This is a genomic window from Thermobifida cellulosilytica TB100, from assembly GCF_001517975.1.
Taxonomy (GTDB): Bacteria; Actinomycetota; Actinomycetes; order Streptosporangiales; family Streptosporangiaceae; genus Thermobifida; species Thermobifida cellulosilytica.
This window is the reverse complement of sequence record NZ_KQ950187.1, coordinates 133,536-146,852: the sequence shown is the minus strand read 5'-3', so window position 1 is coordinate 146,852 and position 13,317 is coordinate 133,536. Positions and strand designations below refer to the sequence as shown.

The following is a 13,317-nucleotide window of genomic DNA, read 5'->3' as shown; positions in this document are numbered from 1 at the left end:
GTCCTTTTGGACGTGCCACATGCTATGGGGGTTCAGTTCCGGGCCGCCGTTCTTGCGGACCGGGTCAGCGCAGCCGTCGGGCGCCCGGCGCGGGCTCGGCGGCCGCCGCGCTCGGCGGGGGCCAGCGGCGGGACGCGAAGGCCGACCGCAGTCCCGCGCACACCGCGTCCACGCGCTCGGCGGGGACGAGGGCGACGGCGCGGCGGCCGGAACCGGCCATCCGGGCGCCCCGCGCCCCCTTGCGCACCGCCGTGTCGGCAGCGGTGTCCAGCCGGGGGCAGACCGTGCCGAAGGCGTTGCGCAGCGACAGGTGCGCGGCGTTGAGCGCGGGCCCCGCCTCGTGGGCGGCCCCCGCGTGCAGCAGGCCGACCACCGCGTCCACCCGGTGCCGCTCGGTGACGGCGTGCCGCACCCGGCTGCGCAGCACCGGGTCGTCCAGCGCGGCCAGCGCGCCCGCCAGGTCGGTCACCTCCCGCAGGGAGGACACGCCCAGCGCGGCGGCGGCCCGGGCGCACTCGGCCCGCCGGTCGGCGGCCAGCCGGTCCGGCAGCGCGGTCCCGGCGTCCACGACGAGCAGGCGCAGTCCCGCCTCGCCCAGCGGCAGCGGCAGCAGGCGGCTCCGCCCGGTCCGCCCGTCCAGCAGGAGCGCCCGGTCGGCCGCGGCGCCCAGCACGGCCTCGGGGACGGCGTCGGCGGTGTCGGGGGCGACACGGCCGCCCAGGGACTCCCGGACGGTCCGGGCCAGGGCGGCCCGGTCCGCGGCGGCCTGTGCGCCCCGGTGGAGCTCGGTGACGGCCAGCAGCACCGCACAGGCGGCGGTGAGGTCCGGGGCGGCGTCGAAGGGGCCCGGGTCGAGCACGATCCGCAGCCCGCCGCCGGAGCGCCCCGCTCCGGCCTGCCCGCGCGCCACGAGGCGGCGGCGTGGCTGCGCGGGATGGCGGGCGCCGGGCTGAGCGCGGCCGTGCTCGCCGGTCTGGTGTGGTTCGTCGGCGACGCCGAGCGCACCGCGGCGCTGCTGCGGTTCTTCCCGCCGCTGGCGGTGTTCGCGGCGGTCAACACCGTGGTGTTCGTCTGGGACTGCGCGGCGGCGCTGGCGCCGTCCCGGCGTGCGCAGGACCCCGGGCCTGTGGCAGGTTGGTCGGGTCCCCCTCCGCCGACCCGACGAGGTGAGCCGTGACGTCTGCGACACCGGAACCGGACCGCGAAGCGCCGTGGCCCGCCGACGCCGAGGAGGCGCGCGCCCTGCAGGAGCGCCTGGCTCCCCGGGTGCGCGTGGAGCCGCTCGACCCCGGCGCGGTGCGCCTGGCGGCCGGCCTGGACGTCAGCTACGGAGCAGAGGAGCTGGTGGCGGCCGCGGTCGTCCTGGACGCCGCGACGCTGGAGGTGGTGGCGCAGGCCACGGCGCGCGCGAGGCCGTCCTTCCCCTACGTGCCGGGCCTGTTCGCGTTCCGGGAGCTGCCGCCGCTGCTGGCCGCCCTGGAGCAACTGCCGGTGCGGCCCGACGTCTACGTCTGCGACGGCTACGGCCTGGCCCACCCGCGCCGGTTCGGGCTCGCCTGCCACCTGGGCGTGCTGCTGGACCGGCCGGTGCTCGGCGTGGCCAAGAACGCGTTCGTGGGCGAGGCGGCCGAGCCGGGGCCGCTACGGGGCGCGGCCGCCGACCTGGTCGACGGCGGCGAGGTGGTGGGCCGCTGCCTGCGCGTCCAGGACGGGGTCAAGCCGGTGTACGTGTCCGTCGGGCACCGCGTGGACCTGGACTCCGCGTGCGCGCTGGTGCTGCGGCTGTCGCCGCGCTACCGGATCTGCGAGCCGGTCCGCCGCGCCGACCAGCTCTCCCGCAGGGAGCTGACCGCCCCCGGCACGGGGACGGCCTGACCCCGCAGCGCCGGGGCGCCCCGCCCGCCGGGGCCGGCCGGCGCCCGGTCAGCGGCCGTGCCCGGCGCGGCGCAGCCGCTCGCGGACGTCGCCGCGCAGGGCGGCGCCCCACACGTAGTCGTCGGGCACCCGCAGGGCCTCGGCGAGCGCGGCGGGCGCCCGGTCCGCCCCCGCCTCCTGTCCGGCCTCCAGCAGGGCGCAGATCCGGCTGAGCGCCGCGAACAGCTCCCCGGTGAGCACCGGCGTGCTGTCGGAGGCCACCGCCGCCTCCAGGTAGGGGTCCCACCAGAAGCCGCCCTCCCCGGTCTCGGCGGCCTCCTCGTCTGCGGGCTCGGGCAGGCCGCGCCGCAGCCGGGCGCGGACCAGCGCCGCCACCCGCGCGTCGCGGTGCGCCAGGCCGTCGTGCCACACCCGCTCGGCGGTCGGCGCGTCGCCGCGCACCGCGAGCAGCCGGGCCAGCAGCTCCCGGGCGGCCGCGGTGCTGTCCGGGTCGGACTCCGCGGCGTCCTGTGCCACGACCGCGTCGAACTCGGCGATGGCCTGCTCCACGTGCAGCGCGCCGAGCAGCAGCCGCAGCGCGGGCGTCTCCCGGACCGCCAGGCCGCGGGCGACGGCCTCGGCGGCCCGGGCCGTCTCCCCCCGCTCCAGCAGCCGCTCGGCGAGGTCGCGGGCCGCCTCCGCCACCGCCTCGGGGTCGTCGGAGTCCTCCAGCGCCCGCCGCCAGTGGCCGAGCGCGGCCTCGTGGTCGCCGTGCGCCTCGTGCAGGCGCGCCAGCCCGTGGTGGGCCGCCGCGGCGTAGCGCCCGCCGCCGAGGTCCAGCACGGCCTGCCACGCCTCGGCCGCGGCCGCGGCGTCGCCCTCCCGCTCGCACAGCAGCGCCAGGTGGTAGGCGGCCCGCGGCGCGAACTCCGCGTCGCCGGTGGCGATCGCCTGCTCGTCGGCGCGGCGCGCGTCCTCGGTGCTGCCGCCGCGTTCGCGCACCACCGCCAGCCCGAGTGCGGCCTGCGCGCTGCGGTGCGGCCCGGCCTGGGCCGCCACGCGCGCGTACAGCTCGGCCGCGCGGTCCAGGTGTCCGGCCTCGGCCAGGTCCCGGGCCTGGTCGCACAGGCTCGCCGCGGTGTCGTCGTCGAGGGCGGGGGCGGTGGAGCTGTCGGGGGTCACGGTCGCACACTGCTTTCCGGCCGGGGGCGGAGACTCTCTCGGAGACTAGCGGCTGTCCGCGCCGCACTGCGACGGCCGCCGCACCCGAACCGGGGGCTTTACGACGTAGATCCGCAGGGGGCCGTCGGCAGGCGGGGCGGCGCGGCCGTGCGCCGCCCCGCAGGGTCACTGCTCGAACGCCTCCGGCGGCGGGCAGGAGCACACCAGGTTGCGGTCGCCGTAGGCCTGGTTGACGCGGGCCACCGGGGCCCAGTACTTGTCCCGCCGCAGGCCGGGCACCGGGTAGGCGGCCTCCGACCGGGAGTAGGCGTGCTTCCAGTCGTCGGCGGTGACCTCCTCGGCGGTGTGCGGGGCGTTGCGCAACGGGTTGTCCTCGCGGTCGTAGCCGCCGTCGGCGACCCGGTCGATCTCGGCGCGGATGGCGATCATCGCGTCGACGAACCGGTCCAGCTCGGCCAGGTCCTCGCTCTCGGTCGGCTCGATCATCAGCGTGCCCGGCACGGGGAAGGACATGGTGGGCGCGTGGAAGCCGTAGTCGATGAGCCGCTTGGCCACGTCCTCGTTGCTGATCCCGGTGCGCTTGTGCAGGCCCCGCAGGTCGATGATGCACTCGTGGGCGACGAGCCCGCCCGGGCCGGTGTAGAGCACCGGGTAGTACGGGGCGAGGCGCCGCGCCACGTAGTTGGCGGCCAGCACGGCGTGCTCGGTGGCGGCGCGCAGGCCCGCCTCCCCCATCATGCGGACGTAGGCCCACGAGATCGGCAGGATGCCCGCCGAGCCGAACGGCGCCGCCGCCACCGGCCCCGCCCCGGTGTGCGGCCCCGCCCCGGCGTGGGCCGGGTGGCCGGGCAGGAACTCGGCCAGGTGGGCGCGGACCGCCACCGGCCCCACGCCCGGACCGCCGCCGCCGTGGGGGACGCAGAAGGTCTTGTGCAGGTTCAGGTGGCTGACGTCCGCGCCGAACCTGCCCGGCTTGGCCCAGCCCACCAGCGCGTTCAGGTTGGCGCCGTCCACGTAGACCTGGCCGCCCGCCTCGTGCACCAGGCGGCACACCTCGGTGATCGTCGCCTCGTACACCCCGTGGGTGGAGGGGTAGGTGACCATGAGCGCCGCCAGCCGGTCGCCCGCGGCGTCGATCTTGGCGCGCAGGTCGGCCAGGTCGATGTTGCCGCCGTCGTCGCAGGCCACCACCGACACCCGCATGCCCGCCATGACGGCGCTGGCGGCGTTGGTGCCGTGCGCGGAGCTGGGGATGAGGCACACGTCCCGCTGCTCCTCGCCGCGGCTGCGGTGGTAGCCGCGGATGGCCAGCAGCCCGGCGAACTCGCCCTGGGAGCCCGCGTTGGGCTGGAGCGACACCGCGTCGTAGCCGGTGACCTCGGCCAGCCACGCCTCCAGGTCGCGCACGATGCGCACCAGCCCCTCGGCCTGGTCCAGCGGCGCGAAGGGGTGGAGGTCGGCGAAGGCGGGCCAGGTGATCGCCTCCATCTCCGCGGTGGCGTTGAGCTTCATCGTGCACGAGCCCAGCGGGATCATGGTGCGGTCCAGCGCCAGGTCCCGGTCGGCCAGCCGCCGCAGGTAGCGCAGCAGCGAGGTCTCGCTGCGGTGGGCGTGGAACACCGGGTGGGAGAGGTAGTCGACGTCGCGGGCCAGCTCCGCGGGCAGCGCCGCGGGGGCCTCCCCCGCCTGCGGCGGGGCCGACGCCCCGAAGGCGCGCAGCACCGTCGCCACGTGCTCGGCGGTGGTGGTCTCGTCGCAGGAGACGCCGACGGTGTCGGCGTCGGCGAGGAACAGGTTGACGCCGAGCTCCCGGGCGGCGCCGACCACGTCGGCGGCGCGCGCGGGCACCCGCACCCGCAGGGTGTCGAAGAAGGTCTCGGTGAGCACCTGCACGCCCAGGGCGCGCAGGCCCGCGGCGAGCTCGGCGGTGCGCCGGTGCACCCGCTCGGCGATGGCCCGCAGGCCCTCGGGGCCGTGGTGGACGGCGTACATGCCGGCCATGACGGCCAGCAGCACCTGGGCGGTGCAGATGTTGCTGGTGGCCTTCTCCCGGCGGATGTGCTGCTCGCGGGTCTGTAGGGCCAGGCGGTAGGCGGGCCTTCCGGCGGCGTCCACCGACACGCCGACCAGCCGCCCCGGCAACTGCCGCTGCAACCCCTCGCGCACCGCCATGTAGGCGGCGTGCGGGCCGCCGAAGCCCATGGGCACCCCGAAGCGCTGGGCGGAGCCCACCGCGACGTCGGCGCCGAGCGCGCCGGGGCTGCGCAGCAGGGTCAGCGCGAGCAGGTCGGCGGCGACCACGGCGAGCGCGCCCCGCTCGTGGGCGGCCTCGACGACCGGGCGCACGTCGCGCACCCGTCCGCTGGCCGCCGGGTACTGCACCAGCACCCCGAACGGGTCGACGTCGGGCAGCCCGTCGGACAGGTCGGCGACGACCAGGTCGATGCCCAGGGGCTCGGCGCGGGTGCGCAGCACCGCCAGGGTCTGCGCGAACACGTCGGCGTCCACCACGAACACCGACCGCTTGCGCCGGTCGACCCGGCGGGCCAGGGTCATCGCCTCGGCCGCCGCGGTGGCCTCGTCCAGCAGGGAGGCGCCCGCCACCGGCAGCCCGGTGAGGTCGGCGACCATCGTCTGGAAGTTGAGCAGCGCCTCCAGCCGCCCCTGGGAGATCTCCGGCTGGTAGGGGGTGTAGGCGGTGTACCAGGCGGGGTTCTCCAGGACGTTGCGGCGGATCACCGGCGGGGTGACCGTGCCGTAGTAGCCCTGGCCGATCATGGAGACCAGCACCCGGTTGCGGTCGGCCAGGGCGCGCAGCTCGGCCAGGGCCTCGGCCTCGCCGACCGGTTCGGGCAGGTCCAGCGGCGCGGGTGCGCCGGGGGCGGTCAGCAGGTCGCCGGGCAGCGCTGCGGCCATCAGCTCGGCGGTGGAGGAGAAGCCCACCGCCTCCAGCATCGCGGCCCGCTCGGCGGGGTCGGGTCCGATGTGCCGGTCGGCGAACACGGCTCTGCCGGGGCGGGCTGCGGGACGATCCGTCATGGAGACCTCCTGGTCGCTGGGCCGGGGTACGGCTTGCTCCTTGGTCTCCCCCTCTGTCGCCCGCGGCCGGCGCGCCGCAGCGCTCCAGAGTGCCTGTCCCACACGGTCCCTGGTGCCTGAGAGGTTGCTGGGGAGGGTTTGCCCCGTCGGCGCTCCGCGTGCGGAGTCTCTCCCGTGTGGTGTCAACGGCCGGTGGACGGCGGTCGGCCCGCCCGATCCACCGCACCTGCCATGGTACCGATCCGCGCGCCGCGCCGGTCCGGCCGCCGCGCTCAGCCGGTGCGCCGCTGCCGCCGGCGCCGGGCCAGCTCGTCCCCGGGGTGCGGCTCCGCGGGCCGCTCCTGCTCGCCCAAGGGCTCCCCGTGCAGCTCCTTGAGGCTGCCCTCCAGCTCCCGCCACACCCGTCCCAGCGCGATCCCGAACACGCCCTGGCCGCCCTGGATCAGGTCCACCACCTCGCCGGGGGAGGTGCACTCGTAGACGCTGACCCCGTCGCTCATCAGGGTGATCTGGGCGAGGTCGGCGGTGGCGCGCTGCCTGAGGTGCTCCACCGCGGTGCGGATCTGCTGGAGGGAGATCCCCGTGTCGAGCAGCCGCTTGACGACCTTGAGGATGAGGATGTCGCGGAAGCTGTACAACCGATGCCCCGGGGGGCCGCCGGGCATGCTGGCGCTCGGCTCGACCAGGCGGGTCCGCGCCCAGTAGTCGAGCTGGCGATACGTGATCCCCGCTGCCATGCAGGCGGCGGGACCACGGTATCCGACGTCCATCGGCAGCCCCACCACGTCCTCTTCACACAGCAGGCCCTGCTCACCCGCCAACCGCACGGCTGACCGCCGATGCTCGGAGGCTTTCTGCTTGCCGCTGATAACCGCCACGCCGAACCTCCGGCTTCCCGGCCTGCGGCGGTTCTGACTAGGGGAGACAACGAGATCTGGCGCCGCAGGCTGCTTCACCCCCGACGGTAGGGCGGGGGCATGGACACGTCAACGACGCTCCTCGGCGCGTCGCGCACGACATGCGCCGGCCGGCCCGCGGCCCGCCGGGACTCAGGTCATCCTGCCGAAGTCCTCGGGGGTGATGTTGTCGAGGAACGCCCGGAAGCGCTCCACCTCGTCCTCCTGCTCGTCGGGGATCGCCACGCCGGCCTCGTCGAGGACGTCCTCGCGCACGTAGATGGGGGCACCGGTGCGCAGCGCCAGCGCGATCGAGTCCGAGGGGCGCGCGCTGACCTGTGCACCGCTGGAGAAGACCAGTTCGGCGAAGAAGACCCCGTCCTGCAACGCGGTGATGTTCACCGTGGTCAGGGTGGTGTTCAGTGCCTCCAGGACATCGCGGAGAAGGTCATGGGTGAGCGGGCGCGCGGGCCTGACGCCCTGCTGCGCCAGCGCGATGGCGGTGGCCTCGACCGCGCCGATCCAGATGGGGAGGTAGCGCTCCCCGTCGGTCTCCTTGAGCAGGACAATCGGTTGGTTGGCCGGCATCTCGACCCGGACGCCGACGACCTCCATATGCTTCACTGCGGCTCCGTCCCACGACTTGTCGCGTTCGGAGGGGCACACGCCGGAGTGCGCTCTGCTCCACTGTCACGGTACACCGCCGGGGGGCGTCCGCGGCAGGGGCGGCCGCGCACCCGAGACGGGTCCTCCCCTAAGGCTCTCCGGTCCTGGGCCCGGCAAACCTGTTTCCGGGGGCGGGCCTGCCGGAGGGCCGGAGCGCCCGCCCCGCGGAGCCTGTCGGCCGCGGTCAGCCGCGACGCGGGTTGGTGAGCAGCACCAGCCGGAACTTGCCGATCTGGATCTCGTCCCCGCCGCCGAGCTCTGCCTCGTCGATGCGCTCCCGGTTGACGTAGGTGCCGTTGAGGCTGCCCACGTCGCGGACGCCGAAGGAGCCGCCGCGCCGGTAGAACTCCACGTGCCGACGGGAGACCGTCACGTCGTCCAGGAAGATGTCGCTGTTGGGATGGCGTCCCGCGGTGGTGAGATCCTTGTCCAGCAGGAAGCGGCTGCCCGCGTTGGGCCCGCGTTTGACGACCAGCAGAGCGGTCCCGGGAGGCAGGGCGTCCACCGCGGCCGTGTCGGGAGCCGCGTCCTCGATGCCGTCGGCCTCGGCCTCCAGCGCCTGGATGCCGCTGATGGAGATCGTGGACGTCGTCTCGCCGACGCGGTCGCGGCGCTCACGCGGCTGCGACAGATCCCCTCGCGACCGGTTGACGGGGGAACCGCAGTTGGAGCAGAAGCGGGCATCGTCCGCGACGGCGTGACCGCACTGCGTGCAGTTCGACATAGGTCGGCTCGGCCTCCTACCGCACGGGGCGGTCTTCGAATCGGCTTCGTGACTTACAAGGTGACGGAGATGGTGGTCCGTGGACCCCCGCGCCTCAGGTCAGGTCCTTTCCATATCCCTTCCCCATAATCACCTCTTTTTTCACCATCTCTTACACCAAGAGCGCTCGGCTCTAAACCTTATCCGCACGGCGCTGGGAACCGTGCAGTCCTGGAGTCTTCCGTGAATCCAGGACGATTTCAAACTCCCCGCACGCCGGGTGCGCGGCCCCGGGCGCCCCGGAGCCGCGCACCCGGTCCGGGATCAGCCCTCGGCCCGCTCGACCACGGCCGCCCACTCCTCCAGCAGGCGCTGGGCGGTCTCGTCGTCGGGTCCCTCGGCCCACAGGTGGGTGACCGCCTCGGCGGTGTCGGGAAGCACCAGCGCCCAGGAGCCGTCGGGTTCGATGACCCGCACCCCGTCGGTGGTGTCGATCTCGCGGCCGGCCGCAGCCTCGACCACCTCGCGCATGACACTGCCCTTGACCGCCCAGGGGGTGGGCACCGAACGGCGCAGCAGGTGCGCCTGCGGGATCCTCTGGTCGATCTGGTTGAGCGACATCTTAGTGCGCGCCACCAGTCCGACCAGCCGCACGAACGCGGCGATTCCGTCGCTGGTGCGGGAGAACTCCGGCAGGATGAACCCTCCGCGGCCGTCGGCGGCGAAGATGATGTCCTCGGCCAGCGCGGCCTTGGTCAGCTCGTCGGTGGACGTGGGGGTCCACTGCACCTGGACGCCGTGGCGGTTGGCGACCTGCTCGGCCACCCGGGTCGTGGTGACCGGGAGCGCCACCCGGCCGCCCTTGCGCTCGGCCGCCACCAGGTCGAGCACGACCAGCAGGGCGCGCTCGTTGTCGACCAGCTCGCCCCTGCCGTCCACCAGTTGCAGCCGCTCGGCCACCGGGTCGAACCGGACGCCGAAGTCGGCGCGCGCCGAGGCCACCAGTTCGCCCAGGCGCCGCAGGTCGCGCGTCTGCTTGGCCACGGTGTCGGTGGGCGAGGCCTCGTCGAGGCGGTTGTTGACGGTGAGCACGTCAGCGCCGATCCGGCTGAGCAGGGCGGGCAGGATCAGCGACCCGGTGCCGCCCGCGCAGTCCACCACGACCTTGAGGTTGGCCTCGTCCACCCCGCTCAGGTCGATGCTGGTGAGCAGCTCCCGGGTGTAGGCCTCGATGCTGCGGGAGGGGAAGGACAGCTCGGCGATCTCGCCGGGGAAGGCCCTGCGGTACTCCTGGCGGGAGAAGACCCGCTCCAGCTTGCGCTGGGCGGCCGGGGACAGGTCCGCCCCGCTGGAGTCGAGGAAGACGATGTCGACCGACTGGGGGTCTCCCGGGGTGGTGCGCAGCGCGATGCCGCCGCTGAGCCCGGGCTGGGAGGTGTGGAAGCGGGCCAGCGGCAGCGGGGCCGCCTCCAGGTCCTGGACGTTGATGGCCGCCGCGGTCAGCGCGCTGACCACCGCCCGCTTGAGGGTCCGCGCCGCCCGGGAGACGTCGCGGGAGGCGGTGACCACCGCCCCCTTCTTCAGGGTGGTGGCGTAGGCGCCGGCCAGCCGGACCGCCAGCTCCGGGGTGATCTCCACGTTGATCAGGCCGGACACGCCCCTGGGGCCGAACAGCGAGCGCTGCCCCTTGGACTCCCAGATGACGTTGGTGTTGACGACCGCTCCGGCCTCGATCGTCTTGAACGGGTAGACCTTGATGTTGTTGGCGAGGTAGGCCTCGGCCTCGATGACGCACTCCTCGCCGACGACGGTGCCCTCCTCGACCCGCGCCCCGGCCATGATGTCGGTGTTCTTGCCGACGATGCAGCCGCGCAGGTTGGCGCGGGTGCCCACGTACACGTTGTCGTGGACCACCGCGCGGTGCAGGAAGGCGTCGGAGCGCACGACGACGTTGCTGCCGAGCACGGTGAACTCGCGCAGCTCCGCCCCGGCCTCGACCTTGGCGTAGTCGCCGATGTAGAGGGGGCCCTTGAGGACCGCGTCGGGGTCGACCTCGGCGCCCTCGGCCACCCAGATGCCCGGGGAGACCTCGAAGCCGTCGATCTCGACGTCGACCCTGCCGGAGAGCACGTCGGCCTGGGCGCGCAGGTAGCTCTCGTGGGTGCCCACGTCCTCCCAGTAGCCCTCGGCGATGTAGCCGTACAGCGGGGCGCCGTCCTTGAGCAGCCGGGGGAACACGTCGCTGGACCAGTCGACGTTCTCGCCCGGGGCGACGTGCTCCAGGACCTCCGGCTCCATGATGTAGATGCCGGTGTTGACGGTGTCGGAGAAGACCTGGCCCCAGGTCGGCTTCTCCAGGAAGCGCTGGATGCGGCCGTCGTCGTCGACGATGATGATGCCGAACTCCAGCGGATTGGCGACCCGCTTGAGGCCGATGGTCACCATCGCGCCGTTCTCGCGGTGGAACCGGACCATGTCGGTCAGGTCGATGTCGGTGAGCGCGTCGCCGGAGATCACGATGAACGGCTCGCCCCGCAGGTGCTCCTCGGCGTTCTTGACGCTGCCCGCGGTGCCCAGCGGCACCTCCTCGGCGACGTAGCGCAGGTTCATCCCGAGCTCTTCGCCGTCGCCGAAGTAGTTGCGGATCAGGGTGGCGAGGAACTGCACGGTCACGACCGTGTCGTCGAACCCGTGCCGCTTGAGCAGCCGCAGCACGTGTTCCATGATGGGTCGGTTGACCACGGGCAGGAGTGGTTTGGGCTGGTTCGCGGTCATCGGGCGGAGCCGGGTGCCCTCGCCGCCCGCCATCACGACGGCCTTCATCGCGGCCACCTCCAAGCCCCGGGGATCGTTCGGCGTACCGCCATGGCACGGGGTCTCATGGTGGGGATGCTGCTCCCTTCGTTGTCACGACGCGGTGGCCCGGAGTCACCGGCCGCAGGCGGCCCCAACCGTCATGCCTGGGTACCGCGTTCCGCCGCCCGCGCGGCGTCGACCGGCTTTTCCGCCGTCCGCGCACCGGGGTTCGTGTCACCTCCCGGTGCGCGCTCCAGTGCGCGACTGCGTCTGATCAGTCGTGAGCCCTGGACCGAGTACAGCAGTCCGGCCCACCAGTAGAGGGCTGTTCCCCATATGGCGAAGGCCCAACCAACGATTTGCGCCACATACCCGACGGCTCCGGAGTATCCGGCCAGGAACAGCAGCGGAAAGGCGTAGAGCAGGCACAACGTGGCGGCCTTGCCCGCGAGGTTGACCGGGAGCGGCCCGTAGCCGTGGTAGCGGAGCACGGGCAGCGCGCCGACGATGAGCGCGTCGCGCAGCACCAGGATGGCCATCAGCCACCAGGGGATGATGTCCCGGACGGTCAGTCCCAGCAGCGCGGCGAAGATGTAGAGCCGGTCGGCCATGGGGTCCAGCAGCGTGCCGAGCCGGCTGGTCTGGTTCCAGGCGCGGGCGATCTTGCCGTCGAGCCAGTCCGTCAGCCCGGCCCCGGCGAGCACGCCCAGCGCCCACACGTCGGCCCGCGGGCCGAGGACCAGCCAGAGGAACAGCGGGACGCCGAGCAGCCTCAGGACACTGATCATGTTCGGGACCGTCCAGATCCGGTCCGCCGCGTCGCCGCGCTCCCCCTGGTTCGTCGCGGTCGCCATCTCACCTCCCCGTTTGAGGGTGAGCCTACCCGGCGGCCGGGGGTTGTCCCCCGTCGCCGTGCGACCGGGCCGCCTAGCCTGCGGCCTGCTCGACCAGGGCCCGGAAGAGGCGGCGGTCCGCGCTCTCCTCGGGCCGCCAGCGCACCCCGATGCCGAAGGGGTGGTCGGCGACCTCCAGCGCCTCGACCGCCTGGGCGGCGTCCCAGGCCACCGGGACCAGCCCGGTGCCGATCCGGTTCACGCCGGGGCCCTCGGCGCGGCGCACCCGGGCGCGGTCGCCCAGGACCTTGCCCAGGGCGCTGCTGACGTTGACCGTCACGTCCGTCTCGGTGAGGCGGGGGGAGCGGCGCCCGCGGGCGGGCAACAGGGTGCCGTCCATCGCGACGTTGAGGACCAGCAGGCCGCGTTCGACGGCGAGGAAGGGGCGGCGGGCGGCGACGGCGGCGCGGACGAGCTCGGTCTCGAAGCGGTCGCGCCGCGGGTCGGCCTCGCCGGAGTCCTCGTCGGCGCCCACGGGCGCCCCGGTGGTGAGGAGGAAGCCGTCGAAGCGGGCGACGAGGTCGCCGACGCGCCGGGGGTGGACCGGGGGCAGGACCACGGGCAGCCCGCCCGCGCGGTCGACCTCGCGCAGGAACGGGGTGGCCACGACTGCGGCCTCGCGTACCCAGCTCCCCCAACGCGCCGGTTCGAGGTGGCTGGTGATCCCGATGAGCGGTCGGGGCATGGGTCCTCCTGGGCTGCGGGGCCGGGCGGTGGCGGAAATCCTATTGCCTGTCGGGCTTGGCGCGCACCCTCCGTGACGGCGTGACGTTGCGGACTTTCCCCGGTGCCGCTCCCGCGGCGGGCGGGCCCGGTTCAGCGGGCGCCGGGCTCCGGCGCGAGCAGGGGCGGCAGGGCGCGCAGCGCCTCCGGTCCGAAGGGCTCCTGCCGGAGCAGCGGCACCTCCACGAGCCCGGGGGCGGCGAACAGGGCGCGGATCCGCTCCATCGCCGCCGGGTCGGGGCGGGGCGGGACCTGGTTGACGGCCCCGACCCCCAGGGTGAACCCCTCGGCCTGCAGTGCCCGGGCGGCGCGGCGGGTCTCGGCCACCACCGCCTGGCGGGGCAGGGTCACCAGGCACACCACCGCCTCGGAGCGCAGCCGCGCGGCGGCGGCCTCCAGGCGGCGCCGCCGCGCGTGCAGCTTCTCCAGCAGCGGGTCGGCGGTCCGGTCCGCCGCGTCGGCCGGCCCCGCGGCGGACCGGTCCGCGGCCACGGCGCGCTCCCGCTGGTGCGCCAGCCCCTCGATCCAGGGGGCGAGCAGGGTCGGCAGGGCGAGCATCCGCAGC

Annotated in this window: 12 protein-coding genes and 1 riboswitch; of the genes, 2 read left to right on the top strand and 10 right to left on the bottom strand. The window is 74.6% G+C overall.

Features of this window, described 5'->3' with window-relative positions:
- Positions 1-64 precede the first annotated feature (64 nt).
- Complete coding sequence (locus AC529_RS18125; RefSeq protein WP_157080267.1) at positions 65-910, bottom strand: galactokinase; 846 nt, start codon at positions 908-910, stop codon at positions 65-67.
- A 24-nt stretch (positions 911-934) separates the two neighbouring features.
- Between AC529_RS18125 and AC529_RS21055 the strand changes: the two genes are divergently transcribed.
- On the top strand, positions 935-1,177 hold the full coding sequence (locus tag AC529_RS21055) for a hypothetical protein (protein WP_068758557.1): 243 nt from the start codon (positions 935-937) through the stop codon (positions 1,175-1,177).
- Positions 1,174-1,875 (top strand): endonuclease V, encoded by a 702-nt coding sequence (locus tag AC529_RS18115; protein ID WP_068758556.1) that lies wholly within the window; start codon positions 1,174-1,176, stop codon positions 1,873-1,875. Before AC529_RS21055 ends, AC529_RS18115 begins: the two co-directional genes overlap by 4 nt.
- A gap of 48 nt (positions 1,876-1,923) precedes the next feature.
- Here AC529_RS18115 and AC529_RS18110 read toward each other — a convergent pair whose 3' ends face one another.
- The 9 genes from AC529_RS18110 to AC529_RS18070 all read right to left on the bottom strand — a co-directional run.
- Positions 1,924-3,036, bottom strand: coding sequence for a tetratricopeptide repeat protein (locus AC529_RS18110; RefSeq protein ID WP_068758555.1), 1,113 nt, complete (start codon positions 3,034-3,036; stop codon positions 1,924-1,926).
- Positions 3,037-3,201: 165 nt separating this feature from the next.
- A complete protein-coding gene (gene gcvP / locus AC529_RS18105; RefSeq protein ID WP_068758554.1) occupies positions 3,202-6,075 on the bottom strand; it encodes an aminomethyl-transferring glycine dehydrogenase in 2,874 nt (957 codons plus the stop codon).
- Between the two features lie 93 nt (positions 6,076-6,168).
- A riboswitch (glycine riboswitch) is annotated at positions 6,169-6,260 on the bottom strand.
- An 87-nt stretch (positions 6,261-6,347) separates the two neighbouring features.
- Positions 6,348-6,953, bottom strand: coding sequence for a MerR family transcriptional regulator (locus AC529_RS18100; RefSeq protein ID WP_083948413.1), 606 nt, complete (start codon positions 6,951-6,953; stop codon positions 6,348-6,350).
- Positions 6,954-7,124: 171 nt separating this feature from the next.
- Positions 7,125-7,595, bottom strand: coding sequence for a bifunctional nuclease family protein (locus AC529_RS18095; protein ID WP_068758553.1), 471 nt, complete (start codon positions 7,593-7,595; stop codon positions 7,125-7,127).
- A 226-nt stretch (positions 7,596-7,821) separates the two neighbouring features.
- Positions 7,822-8,361 carry an FHA domain-containing protein gene (locus AC529_RS18090; protein WP_068758552.1) on the bottom strand — a complete coding sequence of 180 codons (540 nt, stop codon included), beginning with the start codon at positions 8,359-8,361 and terminating at the stop codon, positions 7,822-7,824.
- Positions 8,362-8,664: 303 nt separating this feature from the next.
- The gene (locus AC529_RS18085) at positions 8,665-11,163 is read right to left on the bottom strand and encodes a mannose-1-phosphate guanyltransferase (RefSeq protein ID WP_068758551.1); all 2,499 of its coding nucleotides are present in this window, start codon (positions 11,161-11,163) and stop codon (positions 8,665-8,667) included.
- A gap of 131 nt (positions 11,164-11,294) precedes the next feature.
- Positions 11,295-11,990 carry a CDP-alcohol phosphatidyltransferase family protein gene (locus tag AC529_RS18080; RefSeq protein ID WP_068758550.1) on the bottom strand — a complete coding sequence of 232 codons (696 nt, stop codon included), beginning with the start codon at positions 11,988-11,990 and terminating at the stop codon, positions 11,295-11,297.
- Positions 11,991-12,063: 73 nt separating this feature from the next.
- Positions 12,064-12,714, bottom strand: coding sequence for a gamma-glutamyl-gamma-aminobutyrate hydrolase family protein (locus AC529_RS18075; RefSeq protein ID WP_068758549.1), 651 nt, complete (start codon positions 12,712-12,714; stop codon positions 12,064-12,066).
- A 131-nt stretch (positions 12,715-12,845) separates the two neighbouring features.
- The coding region (locus tag AC529_RS18070) for an ArsA-related P-loop ATPase (RefSeq protein ID WP_332307078.1) at positions 12,846-13,317 on the bottom strand (472 nt) is incomplete at its 5' end.

Excerpts from the sequence above, each read along its gene's own strand:
- AC529_RS21055 (WP_068758557.1), top strand. The coding sequence starts at position 935 with ATGGCGGGCGCCGGGCTGAGCGCGGCCGTGCTCGCCGGTCTGGTGTGG.
- gcvP (WP_068758554.1), bottom strand. The coding sequence starts at position 6,075 with ATGACGGATCGTCCCGCAGCCCGCCCCGGCAGAGCCGTGTTCGCCGAC.
- AC529_RS18090 (WP_068758552.1), bottom strand. The coding sequence starts at position 8,361 with ATGTCGAACTGCACGCAGTGCGGTCACGCCGTCGCGGACGATGCCCGC.
- AC529_RS18085 (WP_068758551.1), bottom strand. The coding sequence starts at position 11,163 with ATGAAGGCCGTCGTGATGGCGGGCGGCGAGGGCACCCGGCTCCGCCCG.
- AC529_RS18080 (WP_068758550.1), bottom strand. The coding sequence starts at position 11,990 with ATGGCGACCGCGACGAACCAGGGGGAGCGCGGCGACGCGGCGGACCGG.
- AC529_RS18075 (WP_068758549.1), bottom strand. The coding sequence starts at position 12,714 with ATGCCCCGACCGCTCATCGGGATCACCAGCCACCTCGAACCGGCGCGT.